This window comes from Glutamicibacter sp. NPDC090743 (assembly GCF_044769125.1).
Taxonomy (GTDB): Bacteria; Actinomycetota; Actinomycetes; order Actinomycetales; family Micrococcaceae; genus Glutamicibacter.
Genome location: NZ_JBIVXE010000002.1, coordinates 454,325 through 475,277 on the forward strand (window position 1 = coordinate 454,325; position 20,953 = coordinate 475,277).

General features: G+C 61.7%; 18 protein-coding genes. 5 read left to right on the forward strand and 13 right to left on the reverse strand.

Annotated features, from left to right (window positions below):
- Window positions 1-111: 111 nt before the first annotated feature.
- The 4 genes from araA to ACIQTS_RS05550 all read right to left on the reverse strand — a co-directional run bounded on the left by araA (window position 112) and on the right by ACIQTS_RS05550 (window position 5,219).
- Entirely contained in the window at window positions 112-1,623 is a 1,512-nt protein-coding gene (gene araA, locus ACIQTS_RS05535; RefSeq protein WP_402471924.1) for an L-arabinose isomerase, read from the reverse strand.
- A gap of 7 nt (window positions 1,624-1,630) precedes the next feature.
- Window positions 1,631-2,347, reverse strand: coding sequence for an L-ribulose-5-phosphate 4-epimerase (locus tag ACIQTS_RS05540; RefSeq protein ID WP_402471926.1), 717 nt, complete (start codon window positions 2,345-2,347; stop codon window positions 1,631-1,633).
- 35 nt (window positions 2,348-2,382) lie between these two features.
- On the reverse strand, window positions 2,383-3,996 hold the full coding sequence (locus ACIQTS_RS05545) for a xylulokinase (RefSeq protein WP_402471929.1): 1,614 nt from the start codon (window positions 3,994-3,996) through the stop codon (window positions 2,383-2,385).
- 161 nt (window positions 3,997-4,157) lie between these two features.
- Window positions 4,158-5,219 carry a substrate-binding domain-containing protein gene (locus tag ACIQTS_RS05550; protein WP_402471931.1) on the reverse strand — a complete coding sequence of 354 codons (1,062 nt, stop codon included), beginning with the start codon at window positions 5,217-5,219 and terminating at the stop codon, window positions 4,158-4,160.
- A 307-nt stretch (window positions 5,220-5,526) separates the two neighbouring features.
- Between ACIQTS_RS05550 and ACIQTS_RS05555 the strand changes: the two genes are divergently transcribed.
- Together ACIQTS_RS05555 and ACIQTS_RS05560 are read left to right on the forward strand one after the other, a co-directional pair.
- Window positions 5,527-6,411 (forward strand): sugar phosphate isomerase/epimerase, encoded by an 885-nt coding sequence (locus ACIQTS_RS05555; protein ID WP_105662249.1) that lies wholly within the window; start codon window positions 5,527-5,529, stop codon window positions 6,409-6,411.
- A gap of 28 nt (window positions 6,412-6,439) precedes the next feature.
- Window positions 6,440-7,441 carry a Gfo/Idh/MocA family oxidoreductase gene (locus ACIQTS_RS05560; RefSeq protein WP_105656531.1) on the forward strand — a complete coding sequence of 334 codons (1,002 nt, stop codon included), beginning with the start codon at window positions 6,440-6,442 and terminating at the stop codon, window positions 7,439-7,441.
- Window positions 7,442-7,510: 69 nt separating this feature from the next.
- Here the strand turns inward: ACIQTS_RS05560 and ACIQTS_RS05565 are convergent, their stop codons facing one another.
- The 5 genes from ACIQTS_RS05565 to ACIQTS_RS05585 all read right to left on the reverse strand — a co-directional run bounded on the left by ACIQTS_RS05565 (window position 7,511) and on the right by ACIQTS_RS05585 (window position 12,996).
- Window positions 7,511-8,404 carry an ATP-binding cassette domain-containing protein gene (locus ACIQTS_RS05565; protein ID WP_105656532.1) on the reverse strand — a complete coding sequence of 298 codons (894 nt, stop codon included), beginning with the start codon at window positions 8,402-8,404 and terminating at the stop codon, window positions 7,511-7,513.
- Between the two features lie 19 nt (window positions 8,405-8,423).
- Entirely contained in the window at window positions 8,424-9,488 is a 1,065-nt protein-coding gene (locus ACIQTS_RS05570) for an ABC transporter permease (protein ID WP_402471935.1), read from the reverse strand.
- 75 nt (window positions 9,489-9,563) lie between these two features.
- Window positions 9,564-10,559 (reverse strand): substrate-binding domain-containing protein, encoded by a 996-nt coding sequence (locus ACIQTS_RS05575; RefSeq protein WP_105662246.1) that lies wholly within the window; start codon window positions 10,557-10,559, stop codon window positions 9,564-9,566.
- A 209-nt stretch (window positions 10,560-10,768) separates the two neighbouring features.
- On the reverse strand, window positions 10,769-11,782 hold the full coding sequence (locus ACIQTS_RS05580; protein ID WP_402471938.1) for a LacI family DNA-binding transcriptional regulator: 1,014 nt from the start codon (window positions 11,780-11,782) through the stop codon (window positions 10,769-10,771).
- 5 nt (window positions 11,783-11,787) lie between these two features.
- On the reverse strand, window positions 11,788-12,996 hold the full coding sequence (locus tag ACIQTS_RS05585) for a Gfo/Idh/MocA family protein (protein WP_402471941.1): 1,209 nt from the start codon (window positions 12,994-12,996) through the stop codon (window positions 11,788-11,790).
- Between the two features lie 359 nt (window positions 12,997-13,355).
- On the opposite strand from ACIQTS_RS05585, the gene ACIQTS_RS05590 reads away from it, so the two are divergent.
- Entirely contained in the window at window positions 13,356-14,096 is a 741-nt protein-coding gene (locus tag ACIQTS_RS05590; protein ID WP_332486354.1) for a GntR family transcriptional regulator, read from the forward strand.
- A gap of 33 nt (window positions 14,097-14,129) precedes the next feature.
- Window positions 14,130-15,032, forward strand: coding sequence for a 5-deoxy-glucuronate isomerase (iolB, locus tag ACIQTS_RS05595; RefSeq protein WP_402471944.1), 903 nt, complete (start codon window positions 14,130-14,132; stop codon window positions 15,030-15,032).
- Window positions 15,033-15,124: 92 nt separating this feature from the next.
- Here iolB and ACIQTS_RS05600 read toward each other — a convergent pair whose 3' ends face one another.
- Window positions 15,125-15,919, reverse strand: a complete 795-nt coding sequence (locus ACIQTS_RS05600) for a TIM barrel protein (RefSeq protein ID WP_402471946.1) — start codon at window positions 15,917-15,919, stop codon at window positions 15,125-15,127.
- Window positions 15,916-17,007: a Gfo/Idh/MocA family oxidoreductase gene (locus ACIQTS_RS05605; RefSeq protein WP_402471949.1), complete on the reverse strand. Its 1,092-nt coding sequence runs from the start codon at window positions 17,005-17,007 to the stop codon at window positions 15,916-15,918. Before ACIQTS_RS05605 ends, ACIQTS_RS05600 begins: the two co-directional genes overlap by 4 nt.
- Window positions 17,008-17,103: 96 nt before the next feature.
- Between ACIQTS_RS05605 and ACIQTS_RS05610 the strand changes: the two genes are divergently transcribed.
- A complete protein-coding gene (locus tag ACIQTS_RS05610; protein ID WP_402471952.1) occupies window positions 17,104-18,093 on the forward strand; it encodes a LacI family DNA-binding transcriptional regulator in 990 nt (329 codons plus the stop codon).
- Between the two features lie 64 nt (window positions 18,094-18,157).
- Here ACIQTS_RS05610 and ACIQTS_RS05615 read toward each other — a convergent pair whose 3' ends face one another.
- Window positions 18,158-19,648 carry a sugar porter family MFS transporter gene (locus ACIQTS_RS05615; RefSeq protein WP_402471954.1) on the reverse strand — a complete coding sequence of 497 codons (1,491 nt, stop codon included), beginning with the start codon at window positions 19,646-19,648 and terminating at the stop codon, window positions 18,158-18,160.
- Between the two features lie 414 nt (window positions 19,649-20,062).
- Window positions 20,063-20,947: a sugar phosphate isomerase/epimerase family protein gene (locus ACIQTS_RS05620; RefSeq protein WP_402471957.1), complete on the reverse strand. Its 885-nt coding sequence runs from the start codon at window positions 20,945-20,947 to the stop codon at window positions 20,063-20,065.
- Window positions 20,948-20,953 lie beyond the last annotated feature (6 nt).

Consider the following 20,953-nt stretch of genomic DNA (forward strand, 5'->3'; position numbering starts at 1 on the left):
ACACAGTGATTTCAGCCACCCTCTATGTAAATAAATTAAGATTCCTTACTCATTGGTAATGCACGCCCCGCAACGGGGCGCGCATTACCTGGGCAGGTGTCCTTCGAACCGCTAGAAACCCTGCGCCAAGCGGTAGTAGCTCTGGTTCACGCGAATCTGCTGCGCGAAGTTCCGGCGGGTGGTTTCCTCATCGATAACCAGCAGCTCGGTGCCTGCGATTTCGGCGAAGATCTCGAAAGCCTCGATCCCCGCGGCCGTGGACATCACCGTGTGGTGCGCACCGCCGGCAGCCAGCCAGGACTCGGCGGAAATATTGAAGTCCGGCCGCGGGCTCCACACCGCGCGCGCCACCGGCAGGTTCGGCAGGTCCGCCGGCGGGGTGACCACATCCACCACATTGGCAGTCAGGCGGAAGCGCTCGCGCATATCGGCCATGGACACGACCACCGCACCTTCGGCAACGTCCGCATTGAAGACCATGCGCACCGGATCCTCGCGGCCGCCGATGCCCAGCGGGTGGATTTCAACCCGCGGCTTGGAGGTGGTCAGCGACGGGCAGACCTCGAGCATGTGGGCGCCGAGGATCAGCTCCTTGCCGGGAGTCAGGTCGTAGGTGTAGTCCTCCATCAGCGAGGCGCCGCCCGGCAGGCCCTCGCCCATGACCTTGGCGGCACGCACCAGTACCGCGGTCTTCCAGTCGCCTTCGGCGCCGAAGCCGTAGCCCTTGCCCATCAGGCGCTGCACAGCCAGGCCCGGCAGCTGCTTGAGCCCGCCCAGGTCCTCGAAGTTGGTCGTGAACGCCATGGCGCCGGCCTTGGACAGGAAGGCTTCCAGCGCAATTTCCTGGGATGCGGCATAACGCAGCGACTCGTGGCGGGCACCGCCGGCGCGCAGTTCGGGCACGACGTCGTATTCGCGCTCGTACTCGGCGACCAGCGCATCGATGTCGGCCTCGTCCACGGCCTGGACCGCTTCGACCAGGTCGTTGACGGCCCAGGTGTTCACCGAGACGCCGAAGCGGATCTCCGCCTCGGTCTTGTCCCCCTCGGTCACCGCGACGTTGCGCATGTTGTCGCCGAAGCGGACCAGGTTCAGGTTTTGCACGGCGTTGAAGCCGGCAGCGCCGCGGATCCAGGTGCCCACGCGGCGGGATACGGCCGGGTTGGAGACATGGCCGACCACGGTGGTGCGGGCCGCGCCCAGGCGGGTGGCCAGATAGGCGTACTCGCGGTCGCCGTGGGCGGCCTGGTTCAGGTTCATGAAGTCGAAGTCGATCGAATCCCAGGGCAGTTCGACATTGGCCTGGGTGTGGAGGTGCAGCAGCGGCTTCTGCAGGGCCTTCAAGCCGTTGATCCACATCTTGGCCGGGCTGAAGGTGTGCATCCAGGTGATGACGCCCAGCACCTTGTCATCCGAGTTTGCTTCCAGCATTGCGCGGCGGATCGATTCGGAGTCCTTCAGGACCGGCTTCCACACGATCCTTGCCGGAACGTCAGCGGACGCATCCAGCGCTTGCGCGACCTCGGTGGACTGCTGCGCCACCTGGCGCAGCGTCTCTTCGCCGTACAGGTCCTGGCTGCCGGTGAAGAACCAGATTTCTTGGGTGTTATATGCCTTGGCCATGATGTCCTTACTGTCCGTAGACGTTCTGGTAGCGCTCGTAGAGCGAGTCGATATGCTTCTGGTCGATCGCGACCGAGTTGCCCAGCTGGCGCGAGATGTGCACGGTTCGCGCCACTTCCTCGCACATCACCGCGGCTTTGACTGCGGCCTTGGCGTCCTTTCCGATAGTGAAAGGACCGTGGTTGCGCATCAGCACGGCCGGGCTGCGGGACTCGCTCAGCGTGGACACGATGCCGCGGCCAATCGAATCATCGCCAATGATGGCGAAGGGGCCTACCGGGATCGGGCCGCCGAATTCGTCGGCCATCATGGTCAGCACGCAGGGAATTTCCTCGCCGCGCGCCGCCCATGCGGTGGCGTAGGTGGAGTGGGTATGCACCACGCCGCCCACCTGCGGCATGTGCTCGTAGGTGTAGGCATGGGCCGCGGTGTCCGAGGACGGGGCGCGGGTGCCATCGAGCAGCTTGCCGTCCAAGGTGCAGACCACCATGGACTGCACGGTCAGCTCGTCGTAGGCGACGCCCGATGGCTTGATCACGAACAGGTCCGCGGAGCCGTCGGCGATTTCCGGGTGGCGCACGCGCTGCGACACGTTGCCGGCAGTCCAGACCACCAGCTCATAGCGCGGCAATTCGGCGTGCAGGTCGGCAACAATCTGGCGGACCGTGGCCACCTCGTCCTGCATTGACTGCGGGTAATCCGCCAGGATTCGTGGTTGATTCATCGGTTTCTCTTTTCGTCCGAAACTGTGTGCGATGCCTAGATGGCGGTAATGGCGGTGCGCTGAATGGCCAGGCCGGCTTCATAGGTTTCCAGGTAGGCCTCGAAGCCGGCACGGTCATCGGCCTGCGGCTCCGCGAGGCTCAAAGCGGCACCGGCGAAGACTTCGGAATCCAGGAATTCAGGCAGGGACTGCTGCAGGCCATCGAGGACTCGGCGCCGGTACGCTGCCAGGACGGCGATGCCCCATGCACCTCCGTGTCCGGCGCTGTCCCCGACAAGGACGGGAGTGTTGATCGCAGCGGCCAGCAGCCGTTGGGCCACCCCGGCGGTGCGGAAGATGCCGCCATGGGCAAACATCTGCTTGACCTCGACGCCTTCGGCGGCCAGCACGCGCAGTCCGAGGCTCAGCGTGGCGAACATGGCGTACACCTGAACGCGCACGAAGTTGGGCAGGTTCAGCGTGGAGTCCGGGGTGCGCAGGATGGCTGGGCGGCCTTCGGCAAGACCCGCTACCGGTTCGCCGGAAAGATTGTTGTAGGCCAGGAGCCCCGCACCATCGGCAGCACCCTGAAGGGCCGAACGCAGCAGGGTTTCGAAGACCGCGTTGTCGTCGGCGTCGCTGCCCAGCGCCCGGGCGAACTGCCCGAAGACCTGGGCCCAGGCGGCAAATTCGCTGGCGCCGTTATTGCAGTGGACCATGGCTACCGGATGCCCATCGGGCGTGGTGACCACGTCGATTTCGTGGTGCACTTCCTTCAGCGGCGCGTCGAGGACCACCATCGCGAAAATGGAGGTTCCGGCGGAGATGTTGCCGGTGCGCTGGGCTACCGAATTGGTGGCCACCATGCCGGTTCCGGCGTCTCCTTCCGGTGGGCACAGCGGGCTGCCAGGCTGGAGCTGGCCGGTGGGGTCCAGGAGCAAGGCCCCGGCTTCGCTTAGCGTGCCGGCATCTGCACCGGCGGGCAGTGCCGCTGGCAGCATTGAGGAAAGTCCTGCGGTCGCGCCATGCTGGGCAGCCACCGCGTCAAAGGCGGAAAGCATCCGTGCATCGTAGCTGCCGGTGGCTGAATCGATGGGGAACATTCCCGCGGCATCGCCCACGCCAAGCACAAAATTTCCGGTGAGAAGCTCATGCACGAATCCGGCCAGCGTGTTCAGGCGGGAAACTTTCGACACGTGCTCTTCGCCGTTGAGCAGCGCTTGGAAGTAGTGCGCTACGGACCAGCGCTGCGGGATATTGAAGTCCAGTTCCTCGCTGAGCATCGCGGCCGCTTCAGCCGTGGAGGTGTTGCGCCAGGTGCGGAAGGGAACCAGCAGTTCCCGGTCGGCGTCGAAGGCGAGGTAGCCATGCATCATCGCGGAGATTCCAACGGCTCCCAGCTGCGTTGGGCGTACTCCGTGGCGCTCTTGGGCATCTGCCAGCACCTGGGCCATGCAGTCCTGCAGGCCGGCGACGATGGCTTCGCGGGAGTAGGTCCAGTTCCTGTTTTCGTACTGGTTCTCCCAGGCGTGGCTGCCGCTGGCAAGCTGCTGGTGGCCGGGGCCGATCAGGCTGGCTTTGATATTCGTTGAACCGAACTCGATGCCCAGCACGGCTTCGCCGTTGCTGATGATCTCGCGGGCGGTTGGCCCGTTGAGCTGTGTTGCCATGAAATCTCCGTTCGCACAGCTCGGTGAGCAGCGCCATAGCCATCGTTTCCTGCTCCACTCGCGAAAAATGCGCCGGCAGAACAAAACCTCGATCCAATGTTAGCGCTAACAATTTGTGATCCGCAATACCGGATCCCGGACTCGGGGAATGAAGCGCTTGGCTAGCGGGAGTTGGGCGGTGCGGTACTCGCCCGGATGACCAGCGTTGGCGCAATCACTTTCGGGACCCTGTCAGCCGTGGCGCCTTCCAGCAATTCCATCAGCGCAGCATGGCCGACATCGTGGAAAGGCTGGCGAACCGTGGTCAGGGAAGGAATCAGGAAATTGGAGATTTGCAGGTCGTCGAAACCAATAACCGAAACGTCATTGGGCACTTCCAGCCCGGCTTCCCAGAAAGCACGCAGAACACCGGTGGCAAGGTAATCATTCGCTGCGAATACTGCCGTAACTTCTCCGGCGCGTATCGGGTCAACCAGACGCTGGCCTGCCTCATAGCCGCTCTGGGCCTGCCAGGATTCAGCTGGCACCTCAACAATCGGTGCCTTGGCTTCCAGCATTTTTTCCCGCCAGCCGATCTGCCGTTCGGTGGCGTCGAACCAGCCGGTCGGCCCGGACACGTGGACGATCTTGCGGTGCCCCAGGGCCAGAAGATGACCAGTGGCCAAGCGCGCGCCTTCACGCTGGTCGATGTACACGTAATGCGCCGGATCCGCGTCGGGAACCTCGGTGCGAGCGGCCACGACCACCACTGGAATCGTCAGGGCAGCATCATCCAGGGCATCGATCACCTTTTCGAAGGGCGCAACCATCACCACGCCATCAACGCCCTGGTCCACCAGGTGGCTGAGGGCTTCGCTCGCGCTGTGCGCGTCATAGCGATCCAGTGCGGTAACGGTCACGAAATATCCCTGCGCACGGGCAGCGGCCTCGATGGCCAGCACGGTGGATTGCGGTCCGAAGAATTCGCTGCCGATCGTCAGAATGCCGATAGTGCTCGAATGCGATGTGGCCAGTGCACGCGCGGCTCGGTTGCGGCGATAACCCAGCTGCCGGATGGCATCCAGCACCTGATCGCGGGTTCCCGCCCTGACGTTTGGATGATCGTTGAGCACGCGGGAAACCGTCTGATGGGACACCCCGGCCAGGGCCGCCACATCCGCCATCGACGGGGGCCGGTTTCCTGGGCGCCCTTCACCGGGCTGAGCAATGTTCACAACGGTCATTATTGCAAACACCTTCGAAACAGCCACTGTCGCGGGCGAATATCCAGTCAATCAGCGAGCCGGATTACTGTATTCCCTTGAAGGTATATAACGCACTTTCGCCTTGAACCATTGAGAAACCGGTGATGAACAGACGTATCCTGCACTCGCAGACCAGCCTAGCGGCGGCTCGGAAAAAACTCATGGAGAATATGCCCGGGCGTATTACTTTCCGGGGAGCAGTGGGCATATGATCTTGGAAGCACCTTTGTACTGACAACTGTACATTTCGTTTCCACGCATGCATTCCACACGCCAAGGAGGACCAATGGCAAAACTGTCCATGAATGTCACAACAAGTTTCTACGGGAATGTTGCCACCGACATTGCAACGGCACGGTCGGCCGGATTCGGCGGCATCGAGCTGCAAAGCCCGAAACTCTATCGCTATCTTGATGCCGGCTTTTCTGTGCACACGCTTCCAGAAATGCTCACGGGCCTTGAAGTGACAGGAATCGGCGCAGTCCTTGACCTTGAACGCCAAGGCACCGCACGGGATGACATGCTCCGGGAAGTCAGGCGGATGGCCGAAATCGCCACAGTGGTCGGCGCACCGATCCTGCAAATGTGCACCGGGCCAGTGGACTGGAATGTGGTCAAGGATTTCAAGTCCGGAAAACTCGCAGCATCTGATGATCGCTACCGCGGGACACTCGGCCTCTCGGAACCGGAGGCCATGGCCATTGCCGCCGATAATGTATCTGCTGCCGCCGGGATCGCCGCAGAGCACGGGCTGGAGATCTACTTGGAACCGCTGGCTTGGTCGAATATCAATCGGTGTCGACAAGCCCTGGAAATTATTGAGCGTTGCGGTCGCGAGAACGTCGGCATCGCCTTGGACACCTGGCATTTCTGGACCGTCGGGGACACCTTGGAAGAAGTGGCCGCGTTGCCCAAGGAACTGATCAAGGCGGCCCATATTTCCGACGGGTTGGATCTGGATCGGCGCCATGAGGTTCCGGCCCAGGACGTGCACCGCAATGTCGTCATCGGCGGTGGCGCCATCCCATTGCAGCAGTGGGTGGACGCGATCAAGTCCACCGGCTATGACGGCTGGTGGGTTTCCGAGATGTTCTCTGACCGCGCCAATGAGCACGACTTCCACAAGGTTGCCAGCACCATGCGCAATCTTCTGGACATCATGGTCTCCTGACTTCAACCAACTTCACGAGGTGCCTTCAATGCAAAGATTCGCCCTGATCGGCGCCGGCTTCATCGGCTCGGTGCATGCACACAACTTGGCCGCACACCCGGAGATCGACTTTAAACTGGTCTACGACATTGACCCTCAGCGAGCTGCTGCTCTGGCCTCGCGACATGGCGCCAAGGCAGCAGCAACGCTCGACCAGATTTTCGGCAATGACGGCTTGGACGCAGTGTTCATCGCGTCATCAACGGATTCCCACGCCCAGAACCTCCGCCTTGCAGCCGATGCGCGCCTGGCGGCTCTCGTCGAAAAGCCAATCGACCTCGACTTGGAAACGGCAAAGGCGACGGTAGCCTACGTTGAACGTTCAGGAATCAAGGCCATGGTCAATTTCAACCGGCGCTTCGATCGCGCTCACGCAGAGCTCAAGGAGCTCGTGCACTCCGGGCGAATCGGCGATCTGGCTTTGCTCCAGTTGACTTCGCGTGGCCCAGCATTGCCACCACTGGATTACCTGAAAAATTCTGGCGGCCAGTTCCGCGATCAGGCCGTGCACTTCTATGATTTGGCACGCTGGATATCAGGCCAGGATCCCCTGCAGGTGCACGCCTTCGGCTCGGCCCTGTCCGCCCCGGAGATTGCGGAATTTGGCGATGTGGACACTTCGATCAGTTCGCTGCAGTTCCCTAGTGGAGCGATGGCCCAAATAGATTGTGTGCGCCATACGAATTACGGCTATGACGAACGCATCGAAGCGCTGGGGTCTGAAGCCATGGCCGCATCTGAACGGCAACCCTCGGGGCACGTCAGCCTGTTCCAGGGGCAGCACGCGCAATCCCACGGGCTGCACGGCAACTGGTTCGACAGGGTCCAGCCAACCTATGCCGCCAGCTTGGGAGCCTTCGTTCAGGCACTGGACGAAGACCGGGAAGTACCTGTCACGTTGCGTGAGGGGCTCAAATCCCAGGCCATCGCCCAGGCCGCGGTGCGTTCCATCGCTACTGGCCATAGTGAAATGATTGACTACTCGCTCTAAGCACTGGGACAGCTAAGGCCTGGGCTTCTTCACCATCGCGAAGAAGCCCAGGCCTTAGCTGCGGTTGGGTCAGGCTGTTGCTTGAGAGTTCGCGCCCGCCTCTGCCTCTGCCAGCTCTTCATCATGTCCACCAAGCTGTTCAAGCTCATGAGCCAGTTCAGCGAGTTCAGCGCCACCGGCCATCTGGGCGGTCAGCTCTTCGACGGTGATTTCCGACTTCGAGTAGTACCCGATGGAGCGGCCGCGTTTCAGCAACAGGAACGAGTCCCCTACCGGATACGCGTGATGCGGGTTGTGCGTAATGAAGATGACACCCAACCCGCGGTCGCGCGCCTGGAGGATGTAGCGCAGCACCACGCCGGACTGCTTGACGCCCAAGGCGGCGGTGGGCTCATCGAGGATCAGGACCTTGGCTCCGAAATATACCGCGCGAGCGATGGCTACGCACTGGCGTTCACCGCCGGACAGCTGGCCGATCGGCTGCTCGACGTCACGCAGATCAATGCCCATGTCGGAGAGCTCCTGCTTGGTGATGTCCTTCATTTTCTGCACATCAAGCTTCTTGAACGGCCCAACCCCGGTGGTCAGTTCCGAGCCGAGGAAGAAGTTGCGCCAGATCGGCATCAAAGGAACGACCGCCAGGTCCTGGTACACCGCGGCGATGCCGGCATCCAGTGCGACGCGGGGACTCTTGAGCTTGATGGCCGAGCCATGCAAACTGAACTCTCCTTCATCGTGCTGGTGCAAGCCGGCGATGATCTTGATCAGCGTGGACTTGCCGGCGCCGTTATCCCCGAGAACGCAGGTGACCTTGCCCGGATCCACCACCATGTCGACACCGCGCAGGGCGATGATGCTTCCGTAGTGCTTGCCAACTCCCTTGAGGGTCAGCAGGTTGTCGCTGATCTTGGGCTCGAGCTTCTCGAGCAGGTCTTCGGTCTTCTTATTCTTGCGAGTCTTCATGATTTTTGTCCTTGGCTTCCTACTTGCTGGATTCCGCACGCTTTTTCACCACGATGTTGACCACCGTAGCCAAGAGCAGCATCAGGCCAAGGAAGAACTTGAACCAGTCCGGATTCCATTCCGCGTACACGATGCCCTTGTTCGCCATGCCGAAAATGAACGCCCCTATAGCGCCGCCAATGGCTGAACCGTAACCGCCGGTGAGCAGGCAGCCGCCGATGACCGCGGCAATGATGTAGAGGAATTCATTGCCGATGCCTTCGCCGGACTGCACCGAGTCAAAGGCGAAGAGGTTGTGCATGCCCAGCACCCAGCCGCAGAATCCAACGGCCATGAAGAGTCCGATCTTGGTGCGGACCACTGGAACGCCGACGGCGCGAGCGGCCTTCTCATCCCCGCCTACGGCGAAGATCCAGTTCCCGATCTTGGTTCGGAGCAAGATCCAGGAAGCGATGATCACCATGGTGATCCAGATGAACACGGTGATCTTGACGTCGATCCCGGCGATATTGACTGAAGAGGCAAAGACCGCCTTTGCGCTCTGGAATCCTTCAATATCCGCAATAGATGGAGAGGACACCGAGCCGCCAATGGCTCGCGTCAGGCCCAGATTCAGGCCGGTGAGCATCAAGAAACTGGCCAGCGTCACGATGAAGGATGGCAGCTTGGTCTTGATCAGGATGATTCCGTTGATGAAACCGATCAGCAGCGAGACGACCAGGGCCAAGGCAATGCCGACCCAGACGTTGAGACCGAAGTACCAGGAGATCATCGATGCACTGAGCGCCGAAGAAATGACGGCCACACCGGTGGATAGGTCGAACTCGCCACCGATCATCAGCAGTGACACGCCAACGGCCATGATGCCGATGGTCGAAGCCCCATAGAGGACGGTGGCCAAGGATGCGGGAGCCAGGAAGACCGGAGCGACGACGGCGAAGAATACGAAGAGGGCGATGGCGCCCACGAGAGCACCGATCTCCGGACGGCCCAGAAGGATAGACAATGCGCTTTTCTTGCCGACGCGCTCGTCCAGAGCCGGAGATTTTCTCTTTTGAGAGGGTGAAGCTGTTATAGATGACATGGGATTTCCTCCGTGTCCAGGCTGCGCGCCGGATCGCCGCTACCGGCAGATCAGGCGCGCGCCGAGGGGATGTGGCTAGCGGACGCCTTCTTGGGCGAAACTGGTAATTTGCTCAGCGACGGCTTTGTCTACAACAGCCGGGCCGGTCAACGTCGCCTGTCCACCGCCAATGGTGAAGCCGCCACGGTTGTTCTGCCACAGCGCATCAACTGCCATGTAGCCCTGCAACCAAGGCTGCTGGTCAACGGTGAACATCACATTGCCCTTGGTGATTTCTTCAACCAACTGCGAGTTCATGTCGAAGGAAGCTACCTCGACCTCGGACTTTGCCGTGGCTTTTGCCTTGAGCAGTGTCATCGTGATGGGTGCGCCTAGGCCGATGATCGCGTCGGCTTGCTTATCGGCTTGGAGCTTTGCGGTTGCCGTTGATTCAACCTGGGTCATGTCGGTGCCCTGCACGTAGAGTATTTCGGTGTCTGGGACGATTTTCTTCACGCCGGCGCAACGTGCTTCAAGCCCAACGTGCCCCTGTTCCTGGATGACGCATATCGGCTTCTTGATTCCCGCCTCCTTCAGCTTTTCGCCAGCGGCCTGGCCTGCAAGCTGCTCATTGGAACCGAAGTGGGCAAATGCTCCGAGATCCTTGAATCGGGCTTCACCGGCATTCAAGCTGACAATGGGGATCCCGGCATCGGCAGCCTTGCCTAGCGCTCCAGCCATGGCGTCGGGCTTGGCCAGGGTCACGGCGATGCCGTCGACGCCCTGGTCAATAGCCTGCTCGATCAGCTGGGACTGGCGTCCGCCATCAGGATCACTCAGATACTGGAGTTCTACGTTGTCCTTGGCCGAAGCTTCTTCGGCGCCCTTTCTAAGAATGTCCCAGAAGGTATCTCCTGGAGCCGCGTGGGTGATGACCGCGATTTTGATGCGGTCAGTAGCCGCCACCGCACCGCCACCGGCATTGCTTTCCGGTTCCGGTGCACGCCCGCCAGTGGACGAGCAAGCCGCCAGCCCCAATGCTGGAATGATGGCGAGCGTGATTGCGAGTTTGCGCCAAATTGGCTTTCCCATATTCGTTTCCCCTTCAGGAATCCCCGGCGCACCCCGATTGTCCCCTGGGGCGGGCCGCCTTAACAAGATGTTCCGTGACTTGAATCACAAGATGCCTAAAGTGTGCGTGACGAAAAGCGATCCGTCAAGACTTTGTTAAGACATAAGGATGTGAAGACGAGTAATTTGCCGACCTCGACAAGCACGGCGAAACGCCGCTTTCACAGGATTCAACGGTGCAGCTGCGACGAGGAGCGCACGATAAGCCGCGGTGGAATCATCAACTGACGTGCAAATTTTCCTTCCGGATTCCGCATCAATTGGAGCAGCAGCCGCACGCTGCTGCGACCGAGATCTTCCAAATCCGAGCCGATGCTGGTCAGCGAAATTCTTCCCAGCGACGATAGGGAAATATTGTCGTAGCCAGTCACCGCCGCAGACACGCCAGCCTCATCCAGAGCCTGCAGCGCCCCAATGGCGGAAAGATCATTGAAACAAGCCAGCGATTCAGGCCGTGCCCCCGAGGCCAGCAACCGCGCTACGGCTTCATGCCCGGCCTGAATCGTTGGCCCGGCTTCCACCACCTGTACATGCTGGCGCAAGCCATGGCGCAGCATCGCCCGATGATAGGCAGCTTCGCGCATCGCAGAAACCGGACCAGCGCCACCGGCTATATGGGTAATCCACGCATTTCCGCAATCGACCAAGTGGTCAATCACCATGCCGAAGCCCTGCTCATCATCAACCGAAACCGCGCCAGCGCTTGATTGGGCCTGGCGCCCCCCGCCAACAAATACCGCGGGAGTCTCACCCAAGGCGGCTTCGAAACTGACGGCGTCATCGGCTGATCCAACGACGAGAATTCCACTGACCCGCAAATCGCGCAAGGTCTGCAATTCCGCGGGCCCAACGCCCTGCCCGTCATGAATCGCGGCCGCACTGAACAGCACGTCAAGCCCTGCTGCTTGCAACTGTTCGCGAACCACTTCCGCGACGCTCAGAACCCAGGGATTATGCAGTTCCCCCAAGACGACGCCAATGGCATGCCGGTTCGCGGCCGAAAGCGAGCGCGCTGCCAGGTTGAGCTGATAGCCCAACTCGCGGATGGAGTCCTCGACCAGCGAACGCCGCATCGAACTGACCTTGCTAGGATCCGAGAGCACCAGGGAGACCAAGGATTTTGAGACCCCGGCATGCTTGGCGACGTCCCGGATCGTGGGGCGGCGGCGCGACGAGTCAGGCATGGCGGTCAGTATTGCACACTCGCAGCGCGCACCGGCTCATCCAGCGCCTGCCACGTGCCGCTTGCGGCAGATGCTTCGGCCGCTTCGACCACTGCGGCTGCCGCCACCGCATCGGCGATGGTGGAGTTCGTTTTCTCGCCACCGGCGACAGCCAGCAGGAACTTCTTGGCCTCGATGGTCTTGAGGTCGTCAAAGCCCATCGCGTTCCCTGGGCCTGGCTGGAACCGGGAGTATTCGCCATGCTTTGGCGAGCCGATCACCGTCGTGAATCCCTGTTCTTCGTTGTCTCGACCGAGCACGACTTCCAGTTCATTCATGCGTTCAAAATCCCACTTGACCGAACCTTCCGTGCCGTAGATTTCCAGCCGGTAACCGCACTGCGGTCCCACAGCCACCCGGGATGCCTCGATAGTTCCGATCGCGCGGTCCGCCACGCCTTCTGGGCTGAAACGCACCAACGCTGCGGCGTAATCCTCATTCTCGACTTCACCTTGCTCACCGCCTTCGATCAGGTCGAAGTGCGTGCCCTGGCCCATGGATAGTTTCGGCCGGGACGGGATCATGACATTGGTGGATGCGGAAATGCCCTGGATGGGGCCAACAACATGGCTGCATAGATCAGCTGCATGGCTGAACAGGTCAGCAAGCACCCCGCTGCCGGCCAGCTCCCGGTTGCAGCGCCACGACAGAGCGGCCCGGGGGTCTGCCGCATATCCGGCAAGGAAGCTGGCGCGGACATTCGTGATGGATCCCAGCCGGCCTTCTTGCACCAGCTGGCGGGCGCGTGCGATAGCTGGCGCATGCCGGTAGTTGAACCCGACCGAGGTGACCACGCCATTGCGGATGGCGGCTTGCTCGATAGCCTGCGTTTCGGCCAGGCTTCGGCCGGCGGGCTTTTCGATCCAGAAGTGCTTGCCGGCCTCTGCTGCGGCGATCGCCATGTCGGCGTGCAGGAAATTCGGAGCGCAAATCGAGACGACATCCACCTCGGGATCGGCTAGCACCTGGTGGTAGTCCAGTGTTCCGCGCTCGAAGCCCAGTGTTGAGATCGCGAAGTCGACTCGCGACTGCTCGGTGTCCGCGGCTATGACCAGTCTTGGCTTGATGCCCAGCTCTGGATAAGCATAGGGCACCGAACTGTAGGCGCGAGCGTGCAGCTTGCCCATCCAACCCACCGAGATCAGCCCCACGCCGATGCTGCGCTGTTCATTCATGATTTTCTCCTGCCTGCGGCGTTTAACGCCGTAATTCCCTGTGGCCGCCGCGGCTCGCCTCAAGTCTTGGACCGTTCCAAAAAACCATATGTGCCACTCGAATCCTCGGGCAATGGAATCTGCCGAATTTCTTATCAGGACAATTGGACAATCCAACCTGTTGTCCAATTCCCCATGTCGAACCTTATTTCGAACTCAAACCCCGCGGTTGGCAACGCCGCTGGGATCGCCAACTTGCGTGGAGAATGCTTTGGAATGAATGGATTTCCAGCCAAAGGATGCCCAAATCATGAACTTTCATATATAGTTTGTCCTGTCAAAGCGACATATCATGACAAAGTCGCCGGCAAGGAGCAACTGTGAGCACACCACTGAGCATCAAGATCGACCGATCTTCGCCCATTCCCCTTTACCACCAGGTAGCGCAAGGCATCGAAGGCGCGATCCGCGACGGTTCGCTGGCCTCGGGCACTCGACTGGAAAATGAAATCGAGCTGGCCCAGCGGCTGCGGCTTTCACGGCCCACCATTCGCAAGGCCATGGATGACCTAGTCCAGTCCGGCCTGCTGGTGCGCAAGCGCGGTGTGGGAACGCAGGTTGTATCCAGCCAGATCCGCCGGCATCTTGAGCTGTCCAGCCTGAATGACGACCTTGAGCGCGCCGGGAAGAAGCCTTCTACCACCCTGCTCAGCTTCGAGCACATTCCTGCTCCGCCGGAGATCCAGGATCTGCTTTCGCTGCCCAAGGACGTCTCTGTCTACCACTTCACTCGGCTGCGTTCTGCCGGAGGCAGCCCGCTGGCCCTCATGGAGAACTGGGTTCGCGACGACATTGTCGAGCTGGACGAAAAGTCCTTGCAGGCCCATGGCCTCTACGAGCTCCTGCGCGAAGCAGGGGTGAACTTCCGCCTAGCCCAGCAGCGCATCGGGGCCACGACTGCAGATGAAGCCCAGGCCAAGACCTTGGACGCAGCGGCCGGTTCGGCCCTGGTGACCATGCAGCGCACCGCGGTGGATGACACTGGGCGCAACGTGGAAACCGGCTCCCATGTTTATCGAGCAGACGCCTACAGTTTTGAAATGACCTTGGTGCAACGCTAGGCACCTGTCCCCTGCCGTCGAAAGGATCGACTGATGACCGATTGGATTTACCCTGCAGGTTCGGCCGCTAACGGAGAATGGAGCATCTCGCTCGGTGCCCATGACTCAGCCGTTTCCATAGACGGCTGGGCACACACCGGTCTCAAGGTAGCCGAGCTGGCCCCTGGCCAAACAGTTGAACTGGAGGCCTGCGGCGAAGAGCGGATCGTGGTCCCGCTCAGCGGCGAATCATTCACTGTCGCCGTGGCAGGAACCGAACACGTTCTCAGGGGTCGCGAATCAGTCTTTGCTGGACCTGCTGATGTCCTCTACACCGGCATCAACACGGCGTTGTCCATCAGCTCCGCCAAGGGGGGCCGGGTCGCCGTGGCACTAGCCCCGGCCAAGCAGTCCTACCCAACCCGGATGATCAGGGCAGAAGAGACCCCTGTGGAGCTGCGCGGCGCAGGAAACTGCTCCCGCCAGGTCCACAACTTCGGCACCCCGGCCGCCCTGGAAGCGGACCGATTCATCGTCTGCGAAGTCATCACTCCGGCGGGCAATTGGTCTTCCTATCCTCCGCATAAGCATGATCAGGAGAAGGAAGGCGAAACCAGCCTCGAGGAAATCTATTACTTCGAGACGCAGCTAGCCCAGGGCATGCCCGCCGAAGCGGCAAGCGATCCCATCGGCTACGCGCGCGTTTATGCCTCGGATGAACGCCCCATCGACGTTAATGCCGAAGTCCGCACCGGGGACGTTGTCCTGGTCCCCTACGGCTGGCATGGCCCGGCCATGGCCGGGCCGGGATACGACCTCTACTACCTGAACGTCATGGCCGGCCCGGGGCGGGTGCGCGATTGGCTGATCAGCGATGATCCCCACCACGGCTGGATCCGCCAGACTTGGGATTCGCAGAGCATGGATTCGCGCTTGCCTTTCGGCGCTGGCGCGTAGCTTCTCGGAACGCACGCCAAGTGGCGGCAGCAGGTTTTCCTGCTGCCGCCACTGGGCTTTAGACTCTCATTCCGATGCTCGGTGCATGATGGCTAGCGCGCCACGGGCTTGGACAGCGGTGAAAACGCCTGGGCAAAGGCCGCGATGGCTCCTTTGGAATCTGCGCTGGCGTAGGCCTCCATGCCGATCGGGCCAGAATAACCCAGCTCGGCCAGCACACGGGCGACGGCCAGATAGTTGATCTCCCCGGTGCCCGGCTCGCACCGTCCGGGTACGTCTGCGACCTGGATTTCCCCAATGTGCGGAAGCGCCGAGCGCACCAGTTCGATGAGGTTCCCCTCGCCAATTTGGGCGTGGTACAGGTCCAGCATCATCTTCACGTTCGGGTGCCCGACGGCCTTGACCAGGGACATCGTGTCCTTGGCGCGTCCCAGCGGGATTCCAGGGTGATCCAGGATCGTGTTCAGGTTCTCCAGCATGAAGGTGACCTGGTGCTCTTCGCCGATGCGGCCCAGTGCTTCCAGCGTTCGCGCTGCGGTGAGCCACATCGCTCCGGTAGCCCGGAATTGCGGGCTGGCCGCCTGCCCGTCAACGAGCTGGGCCGGATGCACAACTAGCCGGTGGATGCCCAGCTGCTGGGTTGCCGGGATCAATTCCTTGGCGGTGCGAACAACTTCTGCCGCGCTGTCCGGATCGCAGAGGCTGCCTGCGCTGTAGCCTGTCATGGAGCCGAAACGGGCGCCGGTGGCCGCCAATGCCGGCAGGTCCTTGCCCCGGATATCCCAGAGTTCTATTTCAAAGCCGGCCTCGTCCAGGCGCTTCACCCGCTCGATCAGCGGAAGGTCCAGGAAGACCATTTCGGCACAGACCGCCAGTTGCCCGTTCATGGGTTCACCGCAAGGCGGGTGGCGGATTCCAACTTGACCGGCAGCCCGGATTCTGCGGATTCCAAGGCCGCCAGTGCGATGCGCAGGGCTGCGCGGGCGTCGGCGCCGGTGGGGACCGCCAGGGCCGCATCAGCCGTATCCTCGCGCAAGCCCCGGATCTTGCGGGCGAAGACCGAGAGCTGCTCGCGGTAGGCCTGGGCGAATAGCTCGATGTTCAACCGTTCGGTTGGCGCATGCGCTCCCTGGCTGTCGAAGCTGGCCGCGGCCAGCTGCACCGGATTGCCTGCCTGCACCATGCCCTTTGAACCGAAGACTTCTCCGCGCACGTCATAGCCGTAGCTGGCCGAGAAGTTCGCCTCGGCCACGGCGATTGCCCCATTGGAGTAGCGCAGGCTCACCACGGCGGTATCCAGCAAACCGGAGCCCCGGTGCTCAGGGGCCACCAGCGCATCGGACATGACGTGGACTTCCACTGCTTCGGCTCCCGGGTTCAACCAGTTCAGGGTGTCAAAATCGTGGATCAGGGTTTCAGTGAAAATGACGTGGGAACGGATCTTTGCCGCGTTGGGCAGGCCGCCGGCCACTTCTGGATCCCGGGTCAGCGAGCGCAGCAGTTGCGGGGTGCCGATAACTCCGGAATGCACCTGTTCCGCCACAACGGCGAAGTCCCGGGAGAAGCGCCGGTTGAAACCGATCTGCAGCAGCACCCCGGAAGCCTCCACGGCGTCAAGCGCGGCATCCAAGTCCGACAACGCGTGCGCTGCCGGCTTTTCGCAGAAGATGTGCTTTCCTGCTGCGGCGGCTTGGGCGATCAAGCCGGCATGGAAGCTCGAAGGCGCCCCGATAACCACGGCATCCACGCTGTCGTCGGCCAGCACGTCGGCAATGTCCTCGGTGTAGTTCGGGCAACCCAGCTCAGCGGCCAGTTCAGCGGCCCGGCCCGGCGCCGGGTCCGCTATGACATGCAATTGCGCATCTGGCAGATGCTGCGCCACGGTGCGGGCGTGGAATGCGCCGATCCACCCGGTACCGATAACGGCCAGGCGCAGCGGCTTTACTGAAGTTTCTGGCAGGGTCTGGTAAGCCATGAGGTCTCTCCTAGAACGTTCTAGATTTAGTGTTCAGGAAAATCATGGCACACTGGATAGCAACTGTCTATAACGTTCTAGAAGAAAGTTCCGCCCATGCCGACACCCCCTGCAAAACGCCCCACACTGGCCGACGTCGCCCGCGCCTCAGGGGTCTCGGTAGCGCTGGCCTCGATTGTCATGCGCGGTGCCGAGGGTGCCAGCGAGGAGTCCCGGTCCCGAGTCAAGCAGGCGGCCGCGGAGTTGGGTTACCGCCCGGATTCGCGCGCGCGGTCTCTGCGCAGCAGCCGCAGCCGGACCATCGGGCTGGCCCTGGCGCTGGGAGAACCGTTGCATGCGGAGTTGGCCGATGCCCTGTACGAGCAGGCAGACCAGAACGGCTTCGAGATCATCCTGGGCGCTACCGGCAAGCACCGCGATGAACGCCGAGTGCTCAATACGCTGATCGATGCGGGAGTCGAAGCGGTGATCGGCCTGTTCCCGGAACTTCCGCCGGCTCAACTGGTCCACGCCTCCAAGCAGCTTCCCATAATCAGCCTGCTGCGCACGATTGACGGCATCCCCTCCGTCATTACCAACGAGGCTGCCGGCGTTGAACAAGCCGTCAGCCATGTGGCCCAGCTCGGCCACACCCGGCTGCTGCATCTGGATGGCGGATCTGCCATCGCGGCGCAACAGCGGCGCGATGCCTTTGCCGAATCCGCCGCCCGCGCCAACGCGCACGGCCAAGTGCTCCCAGCTGGCCCCGATGACGCCACCGCTTTCACGGTCCTGCGCGAATACCTGGCAGCAACTGCCCCAGCCGAACGCGCCACAGCGGTACTGGCCTTCAATGACCGTGCGGCACTCGGCGCCCGCCAAGCAATCGACCTTGCCGGCCTGCATGTTCCCGAACAGATCTGCCTAGTCGGCTATGACGACAGTGTATTCGCCAGGCTGGCGCACGCCGATCTGACCAGCGTTCGGCAAGACGTCGCGGCACTGGCCCAAGCCGCCATGCACGCGGCCCTGAACGCCCCGGGCGCTTCCAGCACCCATGCCCCGCAGCTGGTGGTGCGAGGCAGCACGGCAAGGCCCCGGGCATAGCAGCGAGCCCAGCCCCTTGCCATGTGGCGGGGCTGGGCTCGCCAGCTCAGGGATGCGCCGGGATTCAGGCGTTGACCGCAGGCTTGACGTGGTAGATCGCTCCGGTGGAAACGTCCTCTTCCAGCGCTTCCAGCGAGCGTCCACGGGTTTCAGGCACCTGCGTGGCTACGAAGAACAGTGCCAGCACACCGATGCCAGCGAAGATGAAGAAGGACCCGGTAATCCCGATCCCGGAGACCAGCGATGGGAAGAACAGTGCCAGCACGCCGTTGGTCGTCCAGCCGAAGAACACCGAGATGCCAATGCCCAGTCCGCGCATATGCAGCGGGAAGATTTCAGCCAGCCATACCCAGACGGCCACGTTCAGGAATGTCTGCATGGACATCACGAAGGCAACCACCAGGATCAGGATCACCACTGGCCGGATCGGGCTGCCAACTGGCAGCAGCATGCCCGCGATAGCCACCAGCAGGTGGCAGGTGGTGGTCAGCGACAGGCCAATCAGGAACGTCTTGCGGCGGTCCATGCGGTCCATGTTGCGCAGGGCGATAATTCCGCCAATGACAGCAACCACGCCAAAGGCGATATTCGCCAGTACTGCCTGCTGCTCTGACATCCCGGATTCTTCCAGCACGCGCGTGCCGTAGTACATGATCGAGTTGATGCCCGTGAGCTGCTGAGTCATTGAAACGCCGATGCCGATGCCGATGATGCGCATCAGCCATTTGTTCTTCAGCACCGCTTTGATGCCCACCGGCTTGTTAGCCAGCTTTTCCTCGTCGGCGACAATCTCGATCTCGTGGACTTCGGCCAGTGCGCGTTCAGGCGAGCGCACGGTCTTGAGCACCCGCAACGCCTCGGCATAGCGGCGCTTTTCCACGAGCCAGCGAGGGGATTCAGGCATGCGCAGCATGCCGAAGAACAACGCCAACGCCGGCAAGGCGCAAATCGCGAACATGATACGCCAGATGCCATCCACGGTCCCGCCCAGAACGGTTCCAATGATCGCGTTCATGACGAAGGCGGCCAGCTGGCCCGTGACGATGGCCAACTCATTGCGGCCGGTGATCGAGCCGCGAATTTCATACGGTGCCAGTTCGGCCAGGTATACCGGTACGACCGTAGATGCGCCGCCGACGGCCAATCCGAGCATGATGCGTCCGGCAATCAGCACGCTGTAGCCAAAGGGCGAGAACGTTCCCAGTTCCGGTCCAGCAGGCGAAAAGACAACCAGCAGGCTTCCCGCGAAGAAGAGGACTGCCAGCATGATGATGGTTTTCCGCCGGCCCCACACGTCAGCGATCTGCCCACCGACCAGTGCGCCAATTGCGGCGGCGAAGACCAGCGAGCTGATCACCACGCCAATCTGCAGGAGATTCAGGCCCAGCTCGGCGGCCATCGGGCCTTCAGCACCGTTGGCAACACCTGTGTCATAGCCGAAAAGCAGACCGCCGAAACAGGCAACGATGGAGATTAAACCGAGACGTTTTGCATGGGGGCCCGGACTAAGGGGCGGCAGACTCGACTCTGCAGAAGCACTCTGCGCACTGGACATGGGGACTCCTTTGGATTGCCCGGGTGGAAGCGTGGCTGGCCTGCGGCCATCCATCGGATCAACTGCGATCCGGCTTCCTCCACTCGGTGCCGCGGGGGCCATTGAGCATTATTCCGGCCCCGTCGATAATTGAAAGTGATGGGCTTCACAGCCCTTATGTAAGGACAATACGTCATCAGTGTTTTCTGGGCAAGCATTCTTGGACATTTTGTCCTGGTAGATACTGCTTTTTGGACTGCCGCAGCCTCCCGATCCGCCACTTCCCGGGACCATGCCCACAGATCATCACGGCATTTTGCGGCTCTTGCTGGATCCGCCTTCTGCGCAGGAGGCCCCCGGGCAGGATGACGAAAGCCGAACCCTTGCGGGTTCGGCTTTCGTCATGTTGCAGTTCGGCTCGGGATGCCGGTTTGGCTAAGCGTGCACGGCACGGGCAGCGTCAACGCGGCTGCGCATCTGCTCTAGCTGGTATTTGGCGACTGCCACGGCGTTCTCATTCTCAGCAAAAACGCTGGAGACCATCACGCTGTCCTGGCGGTCGGCAAATCCGTTGGCCACGAGGCCGGAGAAGAATTCGTCCCAGTTCACGTCGCCATCGCCAAGCTTCAGATGCTGGTGCACGCGCACCGCATTGCCCGGCGGGTTGGTGATGTAGCGCAACCCGTGCGAGGCATGATGGTTCATGGTGTCCGCCACGTGCACCACGCGCAGCCGCTCTCCCACTGCCTTCATGATATCCAGCGGCTTGTCCTTCATGTGGAAGGAATGCGAAGCAACGTAGACGAAGGACAGATTCGGCGAGTTCACCCCGCGGATCACCCGCCAAGCGGCCAGGCCTTCTTCGACAAAATCATCCGGATGCGGGTCAATGGCCACATTGATGCCCTCGCGCTCAATGATTGGCACGAGCTCTTCCATGGAGCGGTAGAACGCCGCCTCGGACTCCTCGGCGCGTTCCGGCCGCCCGGAGAATTCAGTGTTCATCTGGTTCACGCCGAGATCCACGGCAATCTGGATGGCGCGCTTCCAGTAGCGCACCGCGGCCTGGCGCAAATTCTCATCGGGCGAGGCCCAGCGCAGTACCGGCAGCACCGAAGCGATCTCCACCCCGGAAGCCCGGCAGCGGGACGCGAGCTGCGCGACCAGGTCATCGTCGGCCTTGGGGTGGGTGAAGAACGGAATCATATCCGCATGCGGTGTCAGCTGGATGCTGTCATAGCCCAGCTCCGCTGCCAGTTCCGGGAACTGGAGCAGCGAATGGGTGGAATGGAACGGGGTCGGGTCCAGTGCGTATTTCATGATGCC

What these genes read in the sequence shown, in the direction of transcription:
- ACIQTS_RS05605 (WP_402471949.1), bottom strand. Translation starts at nt 17,007, where the DNA reads ATGGCTTACCAGACCCTGCCAGAAACTTCAGTAAAGCCGCTGCGCCTG.
- ACIQTS_RS05575 (WP_105662246.1), bottom strand. Translation starts at nt 10,559, where the DNA reads ATGGGAAAGCCAATTTGGCGCAAACTCGCAATCACGCTCGCCATCATT.
- ACIQTS_RS05610 (WP_402471952.1), top strand. Translation starts at nt 17,104, where the DNA reads ATGCCGACACCCCCTGCAAAACGCCCCACACTGGCCGACGTCGCCCGC.
- ACIQTS_RS05540 (WP_402471926.1), bottom strand. Translation starts at nt 2,347, where the DNA reads ATGAATCAACCACGAATCCTGGCGGATTACCCGCAGTCAATGCAGGAC.
- ACIQTS_RS05585 (WP_402471941.1), bottom strand. Translation starts at nt 12,996, where the DNA reads ATGAATGAACAGCGCAGCATCGGCGTGGGGCTGATCTCGGTGGGTTGG.
- iolB (WP_402471944.1), top strand. Translation starts at nt 14,130, where the DNA reads ATGACCGATTGGATTTACCCTGCAGGTTCGGCCGCTAACGGAGAATGG.
- ACIQTS_RS05615 (WP_402471954.1), bottom strand. Translation starts at nt 19,648, where the DNA reads ATGTCCAGTGCGCAGAGTGCTTCTGCAGAGTCGAGTCTGCCGCCCCTT.
- ACIQTS_RS05580 (WP_402471938.1), bottom strand. Translation starts at nt 11,782, where the DNA reads ATGCCTGACTCGTCGCGCCGCCGCCCCACGATCCGGGACGTCGCCAAG.
- ACIQTS_RS05560 (WP_105656531.1), top strand. Translation starts at nt 6,440, where the DNA reads ATGCAAAGATTCGCCCTGATCGGCGCCGGCTTCATCGGCTCGGTGCAT.
- ACIQTS_RS05555 (WP_105662249.1), top strand. Translation starts at nt 5,527, where the DNA reads ATGGCAAAACTGTCCATGAATGTCACAACAAGTTTCTACGGGAATGTT.
- ACIQTS_RS05565 (WP_105656532.1), bottom strand. Translation starts at nt 8,404, where the DNA reads ATGAAGACTCGCAAGAATAAGAAGACCGAAGACCTGCTCGAGAAGCTC.
- araA (WP_402471924.1), bottom strand. Translation starts at nt 1,623, where the DNA reads ATGGCCAAGGCATATAACACCCAAGAAATCTGGTTCTTCACCGGCAGC.
- ACIQTS_RS05600 (WP_402471946.1), bottom strand. Translation starts at nt 15,919, where the DNA reads ATGAACGGGCAACTGGCGGTCTGTGCCGAAATGGTCTTCCTGGACCTT.
- ACIQTS_RS05550 (WP_402471931.1), bottom strand. Translation starts at nt 5,219, where the DNA reads ATGACCGTTGTGAACATTGCTCAGCCCGGTGAAGGGCGCCCAGGAAAC.
- ACIQTS_RS05620 (WP_402471957.1), bottom strand. Translation starts at nt 20,947, where the DNA reads ATGAAATACGCACTGGACCCGACCCCGTTCCATTCCACCCATTCGCTG.
- ACIQTS_RS05570 (WP_402471935.1), bottom strand. Translation starts at nt 9,488, where the DNA reads ATGTCATCTATAACAGCTTCACCCTCTCAAAAGAGAAAATCTCCGGCT.
- ACIQTS_RS05545 (WP_402471929.1), bottom strand. Translation starts at nt 3,996, where the DNA reads ATGGCAACACAGCTCAACGGGCCAACCGCCCGCGAGATCATCAGCAAC.